14 protein-coding genes are annotated in these 19,027 nt (G+C 51.9%); 8 read left to right on the top strand and 6 right to left on the bottom strand.

What is annotated here, in order from left to right:
- Positions 1 to 26: 26 nt before the first annotated feature.
- The 3 genes from KW808_RS07380 to KW808_RS07370 all read right to left on the bottom strand — a co-directional run bounded on the left by KW808_RS07380 (position 27) and on the right by KW808_RS07370 (position 3,914).
- Positions 27 to 470, bottom strand: a complete 444-nt coding sequence (locus tag KW808_RS07380; RefSeq protein ID WP_003861564.1) for a universal stress protein — start codon at positions 468 to 470, stop codon at positions 27 to 29.
- Between the two features lie 130 nt (positions 471 to 600).
- Entirely contained in the window at positions 601 to 2,700 is a 2,100-nt protein-coding gene (uvrB, locus tag KW808_RS07375) for an excinuclease ABC subunit UvrB (RefSeq protein WP_003861562.1), read from the bottom strand.
- A gap of 554 nt (positions 2,701 to 3,254) precedes the next feature.
- Positions 3,255 to 3,914 carry a hypothetical protein gene (locus tag KW808_RS07370; protein WP_003861558.1) on the bottom strand — a complete coding sequence of 220 codons (660 nt, stop codon included), beginning with the start codon at positions 3,912 to 3,914 and terminating at the stop codon, positions 3,255 to 3,257.
- A gap of 279 nt (positions 3,915 to 4,193) precedes the next feature.
- Between KW808_RS07370 and uriR the strand changes: the two genes are divergently transcribed.
- The 7 genes from uriR (at position 4,194) to KW808_RS07335 (ending at position 12,769) form a co-directional block, all read left to right on the top strand.
- On the top strand, positions 4,194 to 5,234 hold the full coding sequence (uriR, locus tag KW808_RS07365; RefSeq protein WP_003861555.1) for a transcriptional regulator UriR: 1,041 nt from the start codon (positions 4,194 to 4,196) through the stop codon (positions 5,232 to 5,234).
- Positions 5,227 to 6,150, top strand: a complete 924-nt coding sequence (rbsK1, locus tag KW808_RS07360; RefSeq protein ID WP_003861553.1) for a ribokinase RbsK1 — start codon at positions 5,227 to 5,229, stop codon at positions 6,148 to 6,150. The genes uriR and rbsK1 overlap by 8 nt, the downstream gene beginning before the upstream one ends.
- Positions 6,151 to 6,163: 13 nt before the next feature.
- On the top strand, positions 6,164 to 7,615 hold the full coding sequence (uriT, locus tag KW808_RS07355) for a uridine transporter UriT (protein ID WP_003861550.1): 1,452 nt from the start codon (positions 6,164 to 6,166) through the stop codon (positions 7,613 to 7,615).
- A 31-nt stretch (positions 7,616 to 7,646) separates the two neighbouring features.
- A complete protein-coding gene (gene uriH, locus KW808_RS07350) occupies positions 7,647 to 8,585 on the top strand; it encodes a uridine-preferring nucleoside hydrolase UriH (protein WP_003861548.1) in 939 nt (312 codons plus the stop codon).
- A 183-nt stretch (positions 8,586 to 8,768) separates the two neighbouring features.
- Positions 8,769 to 9,005, top strand: coding sequence for a hypothetical protein (locus KW808_RS07345; RefSeq protein ID WP_003861547.1), 237 nt, complete (start codon positions 8,769 to 8,771; stop codon positions 9,003 to 9,005).
- Positions 8,996 to 9,433, top strand: a complete 438-nt coding sequence (locus KW808_RS07340) for a hypothetical protein (RefSeq protein WP_003861545.1) — start codon at positions 8,996 to 8,998, stop codon at positions 9,431 to 9,433. The genes KW808_RS07345 and KW808_RS07340 overlap by 10 nt, the downstream gene beginning before the upstream one ends.
- Before the next feature lie 120 nt (positions 9,434 to 9,553).
- A complete protein-coding gene (locus KW808_RS07335; protein WP_003861543.1) occupies positions 9,554 to 12,769 on the top strand; it encodes an AAA family ATPase in 3,216 nt (1,071 codons plus the stop codon).
- A gap of 77 nt (positions 12,770 to 12,846) precedes the next feature.
- On the opposite strand, the gene coaE is transcribed toward KW808_RS07335, so the two are convergent.
- The 3 genes from coaE to rpsA all read right to left on the bottom strand — a co-directional run bounded on the left by coaE (position 12,847) and on the right by rpsA (position 17,624).
- Entirely contained in the window at positions 12,847 to 13,449 is a 603-nt protein-coding gene (gene coaE / locus KW808_RS07330) for a dephospho-CoA kinase (RefSeq protein WP_003861541.1), read from the bottom strand.
- Between the two features lie 10 nt (positions 13,450 to 13,459).
- Positions 13,460 to 15,505 (bottom strand): glucose PTS transporter subunit IIA, encoded by a 2,046-nt coding sequence (locus KW808_RS07325; RefSeq protein ID WP_003861539.1) that lies wholly within the window; start codon positions 15,503 to 15,505, stop codon positions 13,460 to 13,462.
- A gap of 658 nt (positions 15,506 to 16,163) precedes the next feature.
- On the bottom strand, positions 16,164 to 17,624 hold the full coding sequence (gene rpsA / locus KW808_RS07320; protein WP_003861538.1) for a 30S ribosomal protein S1: 1,461 nt from the start codon (positions 17,622 to 17,624) through the stop codon (positions 16,164 to 16,166).
- 251 nt (positions 17,625 to 17,875) lie between these two features.
- On the opposite strand from rpsA, the gene KW808_RS07315 reads away from it, so the two are divergent.
- Positions 17,876 to 18,655 carry a class I SAM-dependent methyltransferase gene (locus tag KW808_RS07315; RefSeq protein WP_003861536.1) on the top strand — a complete coding sequence of 260 codons (780 nt, stop codon included), beginning with the start codon at positions 17,876 to 17,878 and terminating at the stop codon, positions 18,653 to 18,655.
- Positions 18,656 to 19,027 lie beyond the last annotated feature (372 nt).

Below are 19,027 nucleotides of genomic sequence, written 5' to 3'. Positions count from 1 at the left end.
GGAAACACCGGTTTTGGTTTGGTTTTTTAGCTCACGGTGTGAACAATCATGACATCGCAGTCTGATTGGCGTGCAACATCAGCTGGAACTGAACCCAACAAACGGCCGGTCAAAGAGTTGATTCCACGGTTACCAACCACAAGAAGGTCAGCTTGGTGATCATTAACGATTGCCATCAAAGCCTCAACTGGAGTGCCAGTATGAACCTCAGTCTCGATGGAGGTTGCGCCGACAGCGCGTGCTGCATCTGCTGCCTTGTCCAGGTTTTCACGAGCAGGATCATCGCCGAGGATTGTTACAGAATCCTGGCGCAAAGTCTCTGAAGCGTCTTCCTTGCTTTCGTAGTATGCACATCCGATGATCAAAGTGGCGTCGAAAGCTGCGGCGATTCGGGCAGCTCGTTCAACTGCTAGAAGGGACGACTTAGATCCATCAGTGCCAACGACAATCTTGCTGTAATTCTCGCTCATGTGACCTTCCCAAAAACTTATGACAGGGGTTAAAAATCTAAGCCCCTGGATGTCTGTAATTAGTGAACAAGTCTAACAAAAGAATGAGAGTTTAAGGGCTTATTTCGAAGCTTTAAGTGAGCAAGCTGACTTAGATGCCGGCATCCTTGATACCTCTCAGTTCCTTCTTGAGCTCGAAGATCTCATCTCGCAGACGCCCTGCCAGCTCGAACTTGAGCTCCCGCGCGGCCGCAGCCATCTGAGCGCTGAGGTCGTCGATAAGCTTTTGCACTTCTTTGGCGGGCATGCTAGACACGTCAGGTTTAGCCACGACTGCCGCATCGCCAGAGGCAGAAGGTCCTGCTCCATCAGCGGAATTGTCATAGACCTGGTCGAGGATGTCCGCGATTTTCTTTCGAAGCGGCTGCGGATCGATGCCGTGTTCCTTGTTATAAGCGACCTGCTTTTCACGGCGTCGATCGGTTTCCTCGATGGCATACTGCATCGAATCAGTGATCTTGTCGGCGTACATGATGACCTCGCCGGACACATTTCGGGCGGCGCGGCCAATGGTCTGAATCAGTGAGGTGGTGGAGCGCAGGAAGCCTTCTTTGTCGGCGTCGAGAATCGCAACCAGAGAGACTTCTGGCAGGTCAAGGCCCTCACGCAGCAGGTTAATACCTACCAACACATCGTATTCGCCCAGGCGAAGCTGACGCAGCAATTCCACACGCTGCAAGGTATCAATATCTGAGTGCAGGTAGCGCACGCGGATGCCGTTTTCCAGCAAGTAGTCAGTAAGATCCTCAGCCATTTTCTTAGTCAACGTGGTGACCAAAACGCGCTCATCTTTATCGGTGCGTTGGCGAATCTCATGGATTAGATCATCGATCTGCCCCTTCGTTGGCTTAACGGTGACCTTTGGATCCACCAGACCTGTTGGGCGAATGACCTGCTCCACAAACTCACCATCGGCAGCGGCGATCTCAAACTTGCCTGGAGTTGCAGACATAAACACCGTTTGGCCACGGCGTTCATCAAACTCCTCCCAGGTCAATGGGCGGTTATCCATTGCAGATGGCAGGCGGAAACCGAATTCTACGAGGTTACGCTTTCGGGACATATCGCCCTCAAACATGCCGCCGACCTGCGGGACAGTCACGTGAGACTCATCGATGATGGTGAGGAAATCCTCTGGGAAATAGTCAATCAGCGTGGCCGGCGCGGTTCCCTCCCCACGTCCATCAATGTGCCGAGAATAGTTCTCAATGCCCGAACAGAAACCAACCTGCTCGATCATTTCTAAGTCATATTCAGTACGCATCCTAAGACGCTGTGCTTCCAATAACTTGCCGCGGTTCTCCAAATCAGCCAGGCGCACTTCCAACTCCGCCTTAATATCAGCGACTGCCTTTTCCATCCGCTCAGGTCCCGCAACATAGTGCGTAGCTGGGAAAATACGGATCTCATTCACCTGCCGGATGGTGTCACCAGTCAGGGGATGGATGTAGTACAACGCATCAATTTCGTCACCGAAAAACTCAATGCGCACCGCCAATTCCTCATAGGCCGGGATGATGTCCACGGTATCGCCCTTCACGCGGAAAGCACCACGAGTAAAGCCCACATCATTGCGTTCGTATTGAATATCTACCAGTAGGCGCAAAAAGCGATCGCGGTCGATCTCCTCCCCCACGTTCAACACAACGGAACGGTCAAGATAAGACTGTGGAGTGCCCAAGCCATAAATACACGACACCGAACTAACAACCACGACGTCTCGCCTACTCAGCAAAGACGACGTCGCCGAGTGACGCAGACGCTCCACGTCCTCATTGATCGAGGAGTCCTTTTCAATATAGGTATCAGTCTGCGCGATATACGCTTCTGGCTGGTAGTAATCGTAATAAGACACGAAATACTCCACCGCATTGTTTGGCAACAACTGCCGCAACTCATTAGCCAACTGCGCAGCCAGCGTTTTATTCGGCGCCATCACCAAAGCGGGGCGCTGCTGCTTTTCGATCAACCACGCCGCCGTCGCGGACTTACCCGTACCAGTAGCACCCATCAAAACGACGTCCCGCTCACCGCGATCCAAGCGCTCATCGAGCTCTTTAATAGCCGCAGGCTGGTCACCCGCAGGCTCAAATTCACTAACGACAACAAATTTGTCATCGCTACGCTCGATTTCACCAACCGGGCGGTGCTCAGAGTGGGACAGGACAGGATGTTCAGCAGCAAAAGCCATGCATTCTAGGATACGCCACAGGGTGGACACGTTGCGGCCCGCAGCAAAACAGCGTGCAAGCAAGCGCTTTTCGACGCTTGACCCCTACGTTTAGCGCAAACAACGGCCGGAAAACCCTCAAGAATTTAGATCAAGCGTGCGAAACCCTCGGACTCGATGCAACTGTGTTTTTCTATAAGTAGGAAAGAAAGCCTCTCACAACTTCATAACCAGGAGCTTCCTCCTCAATCAAGTCGGCAATAACGTGCCCCTCTTCCGCCCAAGCATGTTGATCGAAACCTAGTGTCCATTGGTTTGACTCTTCTTCAACAACATTCGCATAGTTTTCTCGTCATAATTTCAGCCACGCAGCCATTCGATCCTTCAGATCCTCACTTAAGAGAAAGCTGTCCGGCGTTAAAAAGGCACCCTGATAGGGAGGGCGAATGGGATGGCTTGACCACAGTCCGAATGGCGACCCATAGTTAGGATTTAGCTGGATGGTCTTTCGAAGTTCCAACATCATTTTCCTCATCAAGTACGCACATTCCTTTTCCTGGTCTAGCCACCTTTAGCTAGTCAGTAGATGAATTCACAATCTGTAGCTCACCAATTTCATCCCTCTCAAGTTCACGAAAACTAGTCTCGCCGGATAACCATTGATGCACAGACGTTGCCTCCACCTCCTGATATATCTCCCGATCTAGGCCGTATCGACAAAAATAAAGCCCGCAATCATGAACCCAATCAACAAAGAGACCCCACCCTGGTTCCTCTTCCGTTGCTGCTTGAATAATTTTCAGGTACCTGGAGTCGAGCATCGAGATCTTGAGCGGGTCCTCCCCTAGTCGCGAATACAATTTGTTGGTGACAAATTGCGTCCACCTAGGCAGTAGTTGAGGACTGCCCATAAAAATGGATTTTGATACCGCCTCCCCTGGTTCGAACCAACCATCCGCGGTCAACTTCGGGGACATCGTAAAGGTAGTTTGTTCCCCATTAGCATCTGTACTGGTTTCGCTTTGAGCTAAAGTCCAAGGATTAAAACGTAGTGAATATTCGGCAGATCCACGATCTACATGAAACTTTCGTCCTGAAATCCGGTATTCCATCTTCAGGTTGTACTGCCCTTGCCTAAAACAGATTTCTAGCACTTCGGCCTCTGTCATCGGATACTCATCAAGTTCACGGTTAATAGTTTTAGCTACCCATTCGCCCACTGGATCAAATGGCATGTTTCCGGCTCCTGTCATTAGCGGAATGTGAAGTCTCGCAAGGGTTGTGGATGAACCTACCCCGTGAGACTCCATAAGTACCCCATACTTTGCCCGACGTCTCATGAAGTGCGGTTTTAAATCATTAGCCTTCTTATTCACTTCCCGGGATCACCACCCCCCACTTTCTACCCCTGTTGCCAACACTGCCTTGCGCGCAATAGATTGAAACACAAGCGAATGTAATCGTTTGCAGCAAACGATTACATCAAGGTAGATATTGAGATAAAGGGAGGCACTATGGCGACGGAAAAATTCCGACCGACTCTTAAAGATGTCGCTCGTCAAGCAGGTGTCTCAATCGCCACAGCATCACGAGCACTGGCAGATAATCCGGCGGTTGCTGCATCGACTCGTGAAAGAATCCAACAATTAGCCTCTGATCTGGGTTACCGGGCCAATGCTCAAGCTCGTGCGCTTCGCAGTTCTCGCAGCAACACCATTGGTGTGATTGTTCCCAGTTTGATTAACCATTACTTCGCCGCAATGGTTACTGAAATTCAAAGCACCGCCAGCAAAGCTGGACTTGCCACGATTATCACCAACAGCAATGAAGATGCCACCACTATGTCTAGGTCTTTGGAATTTCTCACCTCGCATGGTGTTGATGGAATCATCTGCGTACCTAATGAAGAATGCGCGAATCAACTAGAGGACTTGCAGAAGCAAGGAATGCCAGTGGTGTTGGTTGACCGAGAGCTTCCAGGAGACTCCACCATCCCAACGGTGACTTCTAATCCTCAACCAGGAATCGCCGCAGCGGTAGAACTCCTGGCGCACAACAACGCTGTGCCGATCGGCTATCTCTCTGGCCCCATGGACACCTCAACAGGTAGAGAGCGATTAGAGGCTTTCAAAGCAGCCTGTGCCAACTCCAAAATAGGCGAGCAGCTCGTTTTTCTGGGTGGGTACGAACAAAGCGTTGGGTTTGAAGGCGCTACAAAATTACTCGGTCAAGGAGCTAGAACACTTTTTGCGGGCGATTCCATGATGACAATCGGTGTCATTGAAGCCTGCCATAAGGCTGGTTTGGTTATCGGAAAGGATCTCAGCGTGATTGGTTTTGATACCCATCCGCTCTTTGCCCTGCAGCCTCATCCATTGACAGTGATTGATCAAAATGTGGAACAACTAGCCCAACGCGCAGTGTCAATCCTCACCGAATTAATTGCAGGCACTGTGCCCGGCGTCACCAAAACTACGATCCCCACCGCACTTATCCATCGTGAATCAATCATCAACTCCATTTTAAGTAAGAAGGATGGACTCCGAAATGAGTAACTCAACCGGTACCGACATTGTCGTTGTCGGATCCATCAATGCCGATCTCACCGCAAAAGTTCAACGCCACCCTGAACCTGGAGAAACCCTCTTGGGCAGCGGCGGTGCAGTGAGTGCTGGTGGCAAAGGCGCCAACCAAGCCGTGGCGGCAGCGCAATTGGGTGCCAAAGTCACTATGATCGGTGCGGTCGGAACTGATCAGATGGCTGGCGAGGCGCTGACGCACATGCGTCAATCAGGTGCAGATATGTCCGCGATTGCCACTGTGGATGGCCCCACGGGTCTTGCCATCATCACTGTGTCTGACGATGGGGAAAACACCATCATCGTTATCCCTGGTGCAAACGCGTCTGTCACCGCGGAATTTGTTGATCAACATTCCCAACTCATTGAGAATTCCGGCATCGTGTTGCTTCAAGGTGAGACCCCTGCCGATGGTTTCGAGCGTGCCGTTGATCTTTCACAAGGACGTGTGGTGATCAATCTGGCTCCAGTTGTGCCCGTGGGACATGCTCAGCTGCGTCGAGCTGATCCACTGCTGGTCAACGAACACGAAGGCGCTCTGGTGCTGGACATGCTCGGAACTCCAGCGACCACGTCTGATCCCCAAGGTTTGGTCACTGAATTGCTGGAGCAGGGTTTTGCTTCCGTGGTGATGACACTTGGTGCCGAAGGTGCTCTGGTTGGCATTCCGGGCCAACTCACGGCAATCCCTACCCCAAAAATCCAGGCAGTCGACACAACCGGAAGTGGAGACGCGTTTGCGGGGGCACTCGTCGCAAAGCTCTCTGAAGGCGCTGGCCTTATAGAGGCCGCAACTTTTGCTGCGCGCGTTGGCGCTTATGCCGCCACCAAGCCGGGCGCTCAAGCCTCCTACCCCACCCTGACCACTGAACTCCCCTCAACCACTCACTGAAAAGAGAACACTGATGTCACTTCCTGTTCAGCCGAATAAAACCTCGGCCGCCACGGTCATACCATTGATGATCGCTCTGCTGGTCGCAGTATTCGCCTTCCAGCTCAACGCCTCCATGCTGGCGCCGGCCCTCGCCACCATGGAAACTGAACTTAATGCAACAGCTGCTCAAATCGGCATGACTCAGACTGCTTTCTTCACCGCGGCCGCACTGTTTTCCCTGTTCCTGCCACGCTGGGGTGATCTGATTGGTCGCCGCAAAGTGCTGGTTGGCATGATGATTGTCACCGGTATTGGATGTGTTGTCGCTGCCTTTGCTCCGAATGTGACCATCCTCTTCCTGGGCCGCCTGATTCAAGGTGCTGCTGGCCCAACCGTGCCACTGTGTCTGATCATTCTGCGCCAGCAGGTAACCAATGAAAAGCAATATGCGCTACTTCTCGGAATTGTCACCTCTGTCAACGGTGGTATCGGCGGCGTGGACGCGCTTGCTGGTGGCTGGTTGGCTGAAACACTTGGTTTCCGTTCCATCTTCTGGGTCATGGCTGCTTTCTGCGCTGTCGCTGCCCTCGCACTGCCTTTCAGCGTGAAGGAATCCACCGCTGAAGAAACCCCGAAGATGGACTGGCTTGGTGTGCTGCCACTGGCGGTGTCCATTGGATCTTTGCTCATGGCTTTCAACGAGGCCGGCAAACTCGGTGCCGCGAACTGGATTCTGGTGGTTGTGCTGTTCATCATCGGTATCGCCGGAGTCATCTTCTTCTACAACATTGAAAAGCGCGTTAAGCACCCGCTGGTCAGTGTTGAATACCTCGGTCAACGACGCACCTGGGCATTGCTCCTGAGCACCCTTCTCACAATGACCGGTGTATTCGCCGTAATGAATGGCCTATTGCCCAACCTTGCGCAGGATGCTGCCAACGGTGCCGGCATGTCAGCGAGCGTGGTGTCCTGGTGGACACTTACCCCATATGCGCTGGCTGGCTTGGTATTCGGCCCAATCGCCGGAATTCTCGCCGGTAAATTTGGATACAAGGTCGTCCTGCAAATTGGTATCGCTGCCACCATCATCGGCGTTGCCGGAGCCACCTTCCTGGTTGGAAGCACCTCGCATCTCGCGTACCTCGGCATCTCCATCTTCGTGGGTATTACCTATGCAGGTATTGCCAACATCATGCTCAACGGCCTGGGCATCGTGCTCTCCCCTGCTAACAACCAAGGCTATCTGCCTGGCATGAACGCAGGTGCCTTCAACCTAGGTGCAGGTATTTCCTTCGCCATCCTCTTCGCAGTTTCCACGGCATTCAGTGACAACGGCGGAGGATACGCCGCAGGCATGTGGGCTGGCGTGATCATCTTGGTCCTAGCCTTCCTCTGCTCCCTGCTGATCCCACGCCCAGAATCAATCACCGATACAGTGGCAGCCAAAGTCCAGGCTGAAGAAGCCGCTCAAGCCGCCAGCTAAATCCACAAACTGAACTAAGGAGTTTTACCCTATGACCACCAAGATCATCCTCGACTGCGATCCAGGACACGACGACGCTGTAGCCATGCTTCTCGCAGCCGGCAGCCCAGAAATTGAACTGCTAGGAATCACCACGGTCGGCGGCAACCAGACGTTGGACAAAGTCACCCACAATACGCAGGTCGTAGCCACCATCGCTGAAATCAATGCGCCCATCTACCGCGGTGTCACCCGACCACTAGTGCGCCCCGTTGAAGTAGCCGAAGATATCCACGGCGATACCGGCATGGAAATCCACAAGTACGAACTGCCTGAACCAACCAAGCAGGTAGAAGACACCCACGCGGTGGATTTCATCATCGACACCATCATGAATAATGAACCCGGCACCGTAGCGCTGGTTCCCACCGGACCACTGACCAACATCGCGCTGGCAGTCCGGAAAGAACCACGCATCGCCGAGCGTGTCAAGGAAGTTGTCCTCATGGGCGGTGGCTACCACGTAGGAAACTGGACCGCCGTAGCTGAATTCAACATCAAAATCGACCCCGAAGCAGCCCACATCGTATTCAACGAAAAGTGGCCACTGACCATGGTCGGCCTCGACCTCACCCACCAGGCGCTCGCAACACCTGAGATCGAAGCCAAGTTCAACGAGCTGGGCACCGACGTCGCCGACTTCGTCGTCGCGCTTTTCGACGCTTTCCGCAAGAATTACCAGGACGCACAGGGCTTTGATAACCCACCAGTACACGACCCTTGTGCCGTTGCATACCTTGTTGACCCAACCGTATTCACCACCCGCAAGGCACCACTCGATGTGGAGCTGTACGGCGCACTCACCACAGGCATGACCGTTGCTGATTTCCGCGCACCGGCTCCAGCAGATTGCACCACCCAAGTAGCTGTTGACCTGGACTTTGATAAATTCTGGAACATGGTGATCGATGCAGTAAAGCGCATCGGATAGACCTGTTCACAAGGTTGGTAGAGGGCGTATCCGCACCTGATTGGTGAGGGTACGCCCTCCTTTTGTGGATATCGCTGCTAGTGGACGTCGAAAAGCAAAAATCTTTTGCGCTCGCACCCGGGCCAAGTCGGATATGGTCGAGGTCATACCTGTTAGCTGGCACAAATTGAAATGAGGCAATCGATGCGTACTCTCCTGAGCAAGGCTTCCGCTCTGCACGTTGTCACGGTGATTGGCGCGCTGGCGCTCATTGTCATCATTTTGTGGATCGATATCTCCACAGGATTCTGGCAAGAAATCGTGATTCTGTCCGGACTTGCCGCTGGTCTAGTCACTTTTTGCTCACGACGGTATTTATTGGTCGATTTCACCAGCGCAGCGTTGAAAAACGTTGGGCGCCAGTCACCCACATGGCCTTGACTTCACTTTTGCACCAGCTTGCAGATAAAAAACACAGTGACCTCAGCCGGGGAGACATCGTACCGCGGGCCTTTACTGTCCCGACCTCTACTGACGCCCACGCTATTCATCAAGACTTGGAAAAACTCCGAAATTCCGTACTCAAAGAGCAAAATCACCTAACCACTGTGTTGGGAACTTGGTCAGAATTCCTCACCTCCAACAGTGATAACGCCGACATTTTGCGTTCCTCCGCTGAATTTGGCCTCCAACTGGAGCAGCTTCGCGATAAAGCACTCGAAGTGGAACAGCGCATCAAAAACTCTGCTCAGGTGGATCTTACGGACCTGGCTCATGAGATTGAGATCTGCAACCAACACCACGCAACCCTCATCAGTGCGATTCAGGAAAGACTGCAATCGCATACTGCTGAGCTTCGGGCTGGGTGATTTTGGAGGCAGCTGTACACATATGTTCGATCTTTTCACTCGAAGTGAGCTCTCATGTCCAAGGTTCATGCTTCAATGGTTCTAACCCCATTTACTTGAACCAGAAAGCAGTTCCACCTCATGTCCGTCATCATCACGAGCGAATTCGAATTAGCACTTGAATCAATCCGCTCAGGAAAAAATGTTCTAATCACGGGAAAAGCCGGCACCGGCAAATCAACGCTACTCCGTAACTATCTCGAATCGAATCACCAAAAGAATGTTCTTGTCACAGCACCCACTGGTGTGGCAGCACTAAATGTTGATGGATTCACAATTCACCGCACTTTTGGACTTCGCCCTGGACTTTATCCTGATGATCTAAAGCCTGGCGGTAAATGGCACCCAGGAGCGAACACTGCAGCTGTTTTAAGAACAGTGGATGTTCTTGTGATTGATGAAATCTCAATGGTTCGTGCAGATCTTTTCGACATGGTTGATCTCGCATTACGTCGCATTAGAAAAACTGATGCCCCTTTTGGAGGAGTACAACTCGTCCTCGTTGGAGATCTTCTCCAATTGCCTCCGGTGGTTACTGACTATGAGGCTGAACTTTTTAAAACCAACTGGGATAGCCCCTATTTCTTCTCATCACATTGCTACCCGGAGCTTGAAATCTCCAACATCACCCTCACGACAGTTTGGAGGCAAACCGATGAAGAATTCATCGAGGTTCTGAATCAAGTTCGAGAAGGTAGCTTAGGAAAAGCAGCCCTTGAAGTACTTAACGGACAAGTAGACCCAGCTTTTAAAGCTCCCGGCGACTGGGTAACGCTTGCAGCGCACCGCCGAACTGTTGAGAAGATTAATCAGGAGCGCCTCAACGAACTGGATGCGCCGAAGCTTATTTCAATCGCTGAGTATTCAGGGCAAACTGATGAAAAATCGTTCATTGGCTCAAGTGAACTTCATTACGCAATTGGTGCTCGAGTAATGACGATAATCAATGATGGTGCTGGGCGATTTGTGAATGGTAGTTTCGGAACAGTCGTTTCTGCCTCCCCAGACTCAATTAGTGTTCATCTTGATCACAATGATGAGGTCGTAACGCTGGGCAAGCACACGTGGGAAGTCAAGCAACCTTCGACAGCATCAGGCTCTTTATCTAGTGAACCAGTTGGAACCATTAAGCAGTTCCCCATTATCTTGGCCTGGGCGATTACGATCCATAAATCTCAGGGCAAGACGATCCCAAAGCTCTTCATTAACCTGACCGGTGGTACAGCAACAGACGGTCAATTCTACGTAGCTTTATCAAGAGGCGTATCGCTTGAGAATCTAAAATTCAGTGCCCTTGTGGAGGAACGCCATATTCGTGCAAACAACTGGCTCGTTCGCAGGATACGCCGCGAGATTACCCCAAAAATCTCGCCATCTCGTCTAGTATTTCTTTCTTTCGATGGAGTTAGATTTGGCATCAGTGACCACGTTGCTCGAATTCACGCCATCATTTTGGAAAATGGCAAAGTGGTCGCCAATTTCGGTTCCTGGATAAACCCAATGTCAGATCTGGGTGAATTCGGTAGGAAAAATGCAGTACCATCGGGTGGATTAGCGATGGCTCCAGCACTCGGGGACTTTTGGCCTCTACTTCTGAGACAGGCTGCTGGCGGAATTGTAATCGGTGACGAACTACCAATGCTCGAACATGCAGTTCGTCATCAAGAAAAGGGATTGAAAATTGCGCTCGGTACCGGCTACGACATATCCGAGTTCTACGTAATTCCTGCCGGCTCAAATGTGATGACGCGTTGTGAAAGCATGGTCGCCACTTTTCAGCAGAACCCCTTCCCAATTGATCACGGAGAAATTGTACCGCCCACTGCATTAGAAACTGAAGGCGCACTATTCATCCCGACATGGGCTGACCAGACTCCAATTCTGCTTGATCCCACTCGCGCAACGGACTCTGACAATGCCTGGGCGGCCTTTTCCGGTGCCAACGTAACCGTCCAAGACAAGGGAGAGTTAGAAGAAACCGCTGAGCTGCTCTCCGCTTGGGCGATTTCACGCGGGTTCTGGAACCAAGAGCTCTACGAGGATGTTAAAGCCCGTGCGTTCCAAGTTGGGCTTAACAGCGTCAACATCGAAGTTCCCTCAGAAAATAACCAAAACATCAGTGAGCTTCTTGCACCAGGAACACGAATTGCTTTCACCGGACGTAACCACTTACTCGGTGGACCTGCAGATGATGATCGTTTGAAACAGTTATGTGCAGATCGAGAGCTGGAATATAAGACTTCTGTTTCAAAGACCAAATGCGATGTGCTGATTGCTGGCGATCTGGCATCCATGTCACGAAAAGCACAAAATGCCCGCGAATATGGAAAACCAATCATTTCGCAGGAGGATTTCGAGCACTGGTATGCAAATGGTCCGTTCAGTAGGCAGCCTTCTGGGTCGGCTTCTGATGCTTCAATTTTGGAAGTATCCGCAGTAGAAAATCCTGTAAAACTGAGGAAAACCGAAAGCCCCTCTACATCATTGGCACAGGATGGAGCATTAGAGAATTCCGCCTACACTTGGGTAAAACCAGATGAATTCTTGGAAAGAGGAACCAGAGTTGCTTTTCGTGGTTCTACGTTTGTCAATGGAAACCTATATTCCCATGGTGAGTCGCTCCAGACTCTTTGTGAATCACTCGGCCTAGAGTACAAACAAGCAGTGACCAAGACCCGTTCAGACCTTTTAGTAACGGATGACCCACACGCAACTGACGGGAAGATGGGGCTAGCTTTGCGCTATTCAAAACCATTAATGCATCTTTCCGACTTCAGTGCGTGGGCATCGAAAAAATTGGAATCTCAGACTGAAAACACAGAATCAATTGATACGGTTCACGTTGAAGAGTCGCTTGTTGACTCAAGAATTTCAATTCCTTCTGAGCAACCTGTCATGGCCCCTGTTCTTGAGGAACCAACAGAGGAGACTATTCAAGATAGCTCAATCCCGACGCTATCGAATGACACCGCATTGGATCCGACTCCTCAAGAACTCATGGATCGAGCTCATCAACACCAGGCACAGGTGATACAGGAACGAATGCATTCATGGAGCGCACCGCTTCCTGTTTCGGAACCACACATTCAACATGCAGAGTCTCTCCCCAATAAATCGGTTGCCCGTTTCAAAAAATGGGGAATCGCGACTGTTGTGACATTTGTCTTAAGCATTATTGTTGGTGCCGCAGGAGCTGTGAGTATCGGTGCCTTCGGTGTATTGGTTTCCTTTGTAATGACTTTTGTCGTGGCAGGTACTGGCATTCATGCCTTGATAGAAAAGAACAGGAAAAAGTAGCTTAATCAGGGTGCGGCCACATAGTTACCCGCACCCTGAAATGGGCTCTAGCGATTCCTCTCCAATGTCTGTCTAAACTAATTCACACGACCAAGGATCTCAGCAATCAGCTTGCTTGCTTCAGCATGAAGATCCTCTAGCGTGCCGTTATTGTCCACAACGATGTCAGCAGCTTTAAGTCTGACATCATCGGGCACCTGGGAAGCGATTCGACGCCGCACGTCGTCCTCTGTGAGGCCACGTTTTTCCACAAGTCTGCGGACGCGCTCCTCTACGTCAACATCAACTACGACGACAAGGTCCATCTTGCGGTCAAGGCCTTTTTCTACAAGCAAAGGCATATCATAAACCGCGACTTTGGCGCCTTGAGCTTCGGCTTCGTTGAATCGACGAGCTGACTCTTCGGCGATACGAGGGTGGGTAATGGCATTGAGCAGCGCTGTTTGTTCTTCGCTGACAAATGCTTTGGCTGCTAATCCCGCGCGGTCTAGAGTGCCGTCGGGTTTCAAGATGTCTTGGCCAAAAGCTTCAGCTAGCTCTGCTAATGCCGGTTGTCCGGGTTCGACGATATCGCGGGCGACTTGGTCCGCGTCGACGATGAGAAATCCTTCAGATGACAAAAGATCGGCAACGGTAGATTTACCGCTGCCGATCCCTCCTGTTAATCCAATGCGCAACATGGATCCCAGGTTACTCGTTCTTGCCGTTGACCTTGATCACAGTCGTGGAAGAATTTGCCTGATCTGCAGGAATACCTTCAATTTCACCGAATTTCGCGGCGTTAGACACCACAACTGGGGTGATCAAAGGTAGATCCTTGGATCGAATGAAGTCAGCGTCAAAAGTGATCAGTGGATCCCCTGCCTTGACTTGCTGCCTGCGCTCAACGTGAACGGTGAAGCCTTCGCCGCCCAATTGCACGGTGTCCAATCCAACGTGGACAAGGATTTCAACTCCGCTGTCCAAACGCAATGCCACTGCGTGTCCAGATTTCTGGACGAGGATGACAGTAGCGTCTGCTGGAGCAACAACGGTGTTTCCAGTTGGTTGGATTGCAATGCCTGGTCCAAGCTTGCCTGCTGCAAAGATTGGGTCAGGTACTTCAGAAAGTGGAATTGCCTTGCCTTCGAGTGGTGAAACAATGTCCACTACTTCCCCAGCGGCCAGCTTCGGCTTAGCTGCCACGGCGGTTGCAGCGCCAGCAGCGGCTCCTGCACCGGCTCCCGCACCTGCAGCAGCTACTGGAGCTGCAGGAGTTGCATTAGCTTCTGCCTTCAGATCTTCTTCTGCCTGCTTGTCAGCAGCAACCTTTGCACGTGCCTCATCGCGCTCTTCGTTGGAACGGTAGTCCAGTGCGAGAACAAGGAACATGGAAACGAAGAATGCAACTGCGATACCAATGGTGTAGCCCAACCATGGGTCCATTGCTGGGATGGTAAGCAAGGAGGTGAACACGAAAGCGTACGCCTTGATGTCGAAGATGCCCATCACGATACCGCCTGCCAAACAACCCGGCAGGAGGCGGAAGTAGGTCTTCTTGAATCGGAGCAGAACACCGTAGAGGGAAGGCTCGGAAATGCCGCCGAGCAAACCAGCCAACATGCCACCCAGGGAAACCTGACGCATGGCCTTGTTTCGTTCCTTAATGGAGAGCAAGAACACGCCGGTGACCAGGCCAAAGCAGGCGAAGTTCCAGGCACCCATTGGTCCCTGAATGAAGTCGTAACCCAGGGTGTTGATGTTCTGGATCATGATGGCGTTTAGTGGCCAGTGCAATCCAAGTGGAACCAAGAATGGGTAGAGCAATGGGATAACGATGGAAAGAATAAATGGGCTGAAGTTGTTAATCGCTTCAAGCAGGTTGGAAATTCCGTTACCAACACCGATGCCGAAAGGTCCAAGCAGGAATGCGGTCGCTGGGATCATAATCAGCAGGGAGAAGAATGGGACGAACACCATTTGGACTGCTTCAGGGATGATCTTCTTCAGTCCCTTTTCCACCCAGTACAGACCAATTGCTGCAATCAGCGGTGGGAATACCTGTCCGGAGTAGTCATTCAGAACCATTGGAATGCCAAACACAGTGACGGTGTCACCAGCAGAACCAAGAGCCAAGAACTCAGGAGTCAACAGTGCTGCAGGGATTGCCGCACCGATCCACTCATTAGCACCAAGCTTTCGCGCTGCGGTTGCACCCACCATGATCGGCAGGAAGTAGAACACAGAACGCCACATGGAGTGCAAGAACACGTAAGTATCTGGCTGCTCATCCATTGGTGCACGGAAGTCCTGCAGACCAAAGGTATCAGCCAAAACGAGCAGCGTAATAATGAGCGAAGCGCCAAGCAAAGCCCACAGAATCGGGCGGAAAGTATCAGACAAAAACTCGAAGGCGTAGTCAATCCACGAGTACTTGCCACGGACTCCGCCGTATTCCTTCTTGGATGAACTCTCTGTAGCTTCACCGTCGGCGAAGTGCTTCATTCCATCAAGTTTGAGGATTTCTTGGTAATAGTTTGCAACAGATCCACCCATCACCACCTGCATACCGGTGGATCCTTGGGGTACTACGCCAAGAACTGATGGGTCGGAGTCAATTTCTTGTTGATCAACAATGGATTGATCCTTCACTTGGAAGCGAAGGCGAGTCGCACAGTGAGTCATCGAAGTAATATTGTCTGGTCCACCAAGGTTTTCCAGAATATGTTGCGATGTCGTCGTCAGTTTGGACGCCATGTCAAACCTTTCTAAACGTAGGGCCTGTCTCCCGCGGGCAAGAGCCTTTCTTGTCCACTTAAGAAGCTCGCCGTTACGAATTGGGCCGAAAAAGAATCGGATTCGATTCCCCAGCGCCTACCACTTAATGTGTTGTGACATTCTCAGGTTGTGAAAACGATTGCACAATTTGGCAAAAATTTTTACCTAGTTTCCCAGGCTCCCCCGCAATAGATTTGTGGTGGATCACACTTTTTTCCAATTAAGCGGTAAGTCACCCATCATGATAAGCCGGAAACCCACCCAAAACAAGCTGAATACAGACAAACCAAAAAGGTAATACTTTTGAATATGTCCGACCTGCATTTTTTGAAAATGAAAACGGACACACTGTCAGATTATGCCCGCACCACCCCTCCACCGCATCACGTCCCCCAAATGATTCCAGGTATCCCCATCCCCCAGTTTCACGCTTAGACGGCGTTGTAGGCCCATGTATTTTCGCCGAAGCGCCCGCCAAAAGCTTAACCACACCGTACGAAAACCAAGCCTCACAACAAAACACCCCGCACTTCCCAAACCGTGAAGGTTAAAAAGTGCGGGGTGTTTATGCGGAGCAAACTCTTTGGGAGGGTTCACTGTCAACGTCAGTGAGCCCTCTTAAGAGGTGCAGGAACTATTAGTTACCTGCGAGCTTCTCGCGAAGAGCAGCGAGCTGCTCATCGGAAGCGAGGGAGCCAGCGGACTCTTCAACTGCTTCTGCTACAGGTGCATCTTCTGCAGAATCAGTGGAGTAGTTTCCTGCTGGAGCCTCAGCTGCGGCTTCTTCAGCCTGCTGGCGGCGACGCTCCATCTGAGCGGTGTGAGCCTGGTAGCGACGCTCGGACTCTGCGTAGCGTGCTTCCCATGCCTGACGCTGCTCATCGAAGCCTTCGAGCCATTCGTTGGTCTCTGCATCGAAGCCCTCAGGGAAGATGTAGTTACCCTGCTCATCGTAGGAGTCAGCCATTCCGTACTTGGATGGGTCGAACTCTTCGGTGTAGTCCTCGTCAGCCTGCTTGAGGGAGAGGGAGATACGACGACGCTCGAGGTCGATGTCGATGACCTTGACCATGACTTCTTCGCCAACTGCGACGACCTGGTCGGGAACCTCAACGTGGCGCTGAGCCAGCTCAGAGATGTGAACGAGGCCTTCGATGCCCTCTTCGACGCGAACGAACGCACCGAATGGAACGAGCTTGGTGACCTTGCCTGGCACGATCTGGCCCACAGCGTGGGTGCGTGCGAAGACGCGCCATGGATCTTCCTGAGTTGCCTTCAGGGAGAGGGATACGCGCTCGCGGTCGAGATCAACGTCGAGGACCTCAACGGTGACTTCGTCGCCAACGGTGACAACCTCGGATGGGTGGTCAATGTGCTTCCAAGAAAGCTCGGAAACGTGAACCAGTCCGTCGACACCGCCGAGATCGACGAATGCGCCGAAGTTGACGATGGAAGAGACGACGCCCTTGCGGACCTGACCCTTCTGAAGCTGGTGCAGGAACTCGGAGCGAACCTCAGACTGGGTCTGCTCGAGGAATGCGCGACGGGAAAGAACAACGTTGTTGCGGTTCTTATCCAGCTCGATGATCTTAGCTTCGAGCTCCTGGCCGATGTATGGGTCCAGGTCGCGGACGCGGCGCATCTCAACGAGGGAAGCAGGAAGGAATCCGCGCAGTCCGATGTCGATGATGAGGCCACCCTTGACGACCTCGATGACGGTACCGGTAACTGGCTCGTCCTTTTCCTTGAGCTCCTCGATGGCGCCCCAAGCACGCTCGTACTGAGCACGCTTCTTGGAAAGGATTAGACGACCTTCTTTGTCTTCCTTAGTTAGGACAAGTGCGTCAATTTGGTCGCCGACTTCGACAACCTCGTCTGGATCGACATCGTGCTTGATGGACAGCTCGCGGGATGGGATGACACCCTCGGTCTTGTATCCGATGTCGAGAAGTACCTCGTCACGATCGACCTTTACCACGGTGCCTTCAACGATATCGCCATCGTTGAAGTACTTGATGGTTGCGTCGATTGCTGCAAGGAAGTCCTCAGCAGAGCCAATGTCGTTGATGGCTACCTGAGGTGCATTGTTGGTGGGCATATGTAAATTGCTCCGAAATGGATAGGAAATTAGATAATGGACAGGATGCAGTATCTTTCAAATGCCCTGTATAGACGGGGTTTTGATCTCACGTTCAGGCTCAATGTGCTTTCCTACATGAACACACCGATACATGACGCAACGACACGCCTAATAAACAGTACGCCGTTTGCGCAGCTAGAGCAAATAGAATGGCAAAAATGGGCACATACGATACTGATGGGACCAATGGGAAAACCTCAAGCCACCAATTGAGCCAGTTTTCTCAAGCAAACCGATACTGGTGGGATGTGGACGCGGCCGACTATCACGAACGCCACCCTTCTTATTTAGGCACGGATTCCGCGCACGGCGAGTTCTATTGGTGTCCCGAGATGCTGCATGAAAAAGATGTACGTCTTCTTGGCACCCCCGCAGAACTCTCCGGCAAGAAAATTCTAGAGATCGGTTGCGGCTCAGCACCATGTGCTCGGTGGCTGGCCAATGATGTTCCGGATGCCTTTGTCACCGCTTTCGACATTTCTTCACAAATGCTCAAATACGCAGGTCACGACCATAACGCACACCTCGTGCAGGCCGATGCAATGTCACTCCCCTACGCCGACAGTTCCTTTGACGTGGTCTTTTCCGTTTTCGGCGCCATCCCCTTTGTGGAGGATTCCGCCGCACTCATGAAGGAAATCGCGCGCGTCCTCAACCCCGGCGGACGCCTCATTTTCTCCATCACCCACCCGATGCGCTGGATTTTCCTCGACGATCCCGGCCCCGCAGGCCTCACCGCGATCACCAGCTACTTCGACCAGCGCGGCTACGTCGAAGAAGACGAGGAAACCGGTGCTTTAAGCTATGCGGAACAGCACCGCACCATGGGCGCGCGGATCAATGAGCTTATCGACGCCTCCCTCCACTTAGATCACCTCATCGAACCAGAATGGCCAGATGAGTTGGAAGAAAACTGGGGCCAATGGTCACCACTTCGAGGAAAGCTCTTCCCCGGGACAGCAATCTTCCTCGCCACGTACCGCCCCTAAAAAAACCAACGGCAGTCATTTTTAAGCTGCCGTTGGTCTCGAATGCACGTTTTTGGTGCTCAAAACTGTCGAATCAGACCAAGCGCTCCCCTAATTTCCGAGCTTTTGGTCTCTGGATGGACCGACCAAACCAGGTGACCAATGAAGCCGAAATGAGAGGTCGTTGGCCATATGGTCTGGTTTCGACGACTAGTAACCGTCCCATATGGCCGACAGCTCCCCTTTACCCCTCTCATTGGCCACATGTTCTGGTCGGGTCTAAATCCCGCCGAACTAGGCATAAAATACATAGGCCTACATTCGCCTCTAAGGGCCCAGAAACATCAACATAGGAGGAAGCGCCCTTGAAATTTCCGACCCCTTAAAGGGCCT

This window comes from [Brevibacterium] flavum (assembly GCF_019317305.1).
GTDB classification, from domain to species: domain Bacteria; phylum Actinomycetota; class Actinomycetes; order Mycobacteriales; family Mycobacteriaceae; genus Corynebacterium; species Corynebacterium glutamicum.
The sequence above is the reverse complement of the archived record's forward strand: the minus strand, read 5'-3'. Positions and strand labels throughout refer to the sequence as shown.

Coding starts and splice junctions, on each gene's coding strand:
- KW808_RS07370 (WP_003861558.1), bottom strand. CDS start 3,914: ATGCCATTTGATCCAGTGGGCGAATGGGTAGCTAAAACTATTAACCGT.
- uriH (WP_003861548.1), top strand. CDS start 7,647: ATGACCACCAAGATCATCCTCGACTGCGATCCAGGACACGACGACGCT.
- KW808_RS07335 (WP_003861543.1), top strand. CDS start 9,554: ATGTCCGTCATCATCACGAGCGAATTCGAATTAGCACTTGAATCAATC.
- uriR (WP_003861555.1), top strand. CDS start 4,194: ATGGCGACGGAAAAATTCCGACCGACTCTTAAAGATGTCGCTCGTCAA.
- coaE (WP_003861541.1), bottom strand. CDS start 13,449: ATGTTGCGCATTGGATTAACAGGAGGGATCGGCAGCGGTAAATCTACC.
- KW808_RS07340 (WP_003861545.1), top strand. CDS start 8,996: ATGGCCTTGACTTCACTTTTGCACCAGCTTGCAGATAAAAAACACAGT.
- KW808_RS07345 (WP_003861547.1), top strand. CDS start 8,769: ATGCGTACTCTCCTGAGCAAGGCTTCCGCTCTGCACGTTGTCACGGTG.
- KW808_RS07380 (WP_003861564.1), bottom strand. CDS start 470: ATGAGCGAGAATTACAGCAAGATTGTCGTTGGCACTGATGGATCTAAG.
- uvrB (WP_003861562.1), bottom strand. CDS start 2,700: ATGGCTTTTGCTGCTGAACATCCTGTCCTGTCCCACTCTGAGCACCGC.
- uriT (WP_003861550.1), top strand. CDS start 6,164: ATGTCACTTCCTGTTCAGCCGAATAAAACCTCGGCCGCCACGGTCATA.
- rbsK1 (WP_003861553.1), top strand. CDS start 5,227: ATGAGTAACTCAACCGGTACCGACATTGTCGTTGTCGGATCCATCAAT.
- KW808_RS07325 (WP_003861539.1), bottom strand. CDS start 15,505: ATGGCGTCCAAACTGACGACGACATCGCAACATATTCTGGAAAACCTT.
- rpsA (WP_003861538.1), bottom strand. CDS start 17,624: ATGCCCACCAACAATGCACCTCAGGTAGCCATCAACGACATTGGCTCT.